General features: G+C 43.1%; 1 protein-coding gene. It reads right to left on the bottom strand.

Features of this window, described 5'->3' with window-relative positions; all coding sequences use genetic code 11:
* Positions 1-89: 89 nt before the first annotated feature.
* Positions 90-770 (bottom strand): extracellular solute-binding protein (locus ACS8FD_RS19600; RefSeq protein ID WP_439277094.1); only part of this gene is annotated, 681 nt, incomplete at its 5' end.

The following is a 770-nucleotide window of genomic DNA, read 5'->3' as shown; positions in this document are numbered from 1 at the left end:
AGTACTGTCTTCACTAGCAGACGCTTTTGTCATTGTCATAATATAGATATTACCCTGTCAGACGCTTATAAACTAAACCCAGCAACCGATTATTTATAACCTGCTTTATCCATCATCTGGATCGCTTGTGTTTGTAGTTCGCCAAATTTTTGCACATTGATATCGTCTTGTTTGAACGTGCCCCACGATCTGAGCATGTCTGACTCATCAACGCCTTCTTTTACTGGATACTCTTTGTCTGAGCTGGCATAAATACCTTGAGCTTCATCAGAGGACAACCACTCTATTAGTTTAAGCGCACCATCTGGATTGTCTGAGTTGGTGGTCACACCAGCGCCAGAGATATTTACATGTGTGCCTGTTGTATCTTGGTTTGCCCAAAATATCTCGACAGGGAAGTCAGGCTTTTCATCAAGTATACGGCCATAGTAATAACTGTTAGCAATACCAACTTCACATTGACCTGCAGCGATGGCTTCTAACATGCTGGTATCATCACTAAATACGTCAGTCGCTAGATTATCGACCCATCCACGAATAACCTCTTCTGTCTTTTCTTCGCCCAAATGCTCCATCATACTGGCGACAAGCGATTGGTTATAGACCTTTTTAGAGGTACGCAAGCACAGTTTACCTTTCCACTTTGGATCAGCCAAATCTGCATACGTTGATAACTCATCAGCACTGACTTTGTTTGGATCATAAAATATCGTGCGTGCACGCAGCGACAGACCTGTCCACTGACCTTTTGGATCTCGGTATTTAGCAGG

The organism is Psychrobacter sp. 1U2, assembly GCF_051847575.1.
This window is presented reverse-complemented; position numbering and strand designations above follow the sequence as displayed.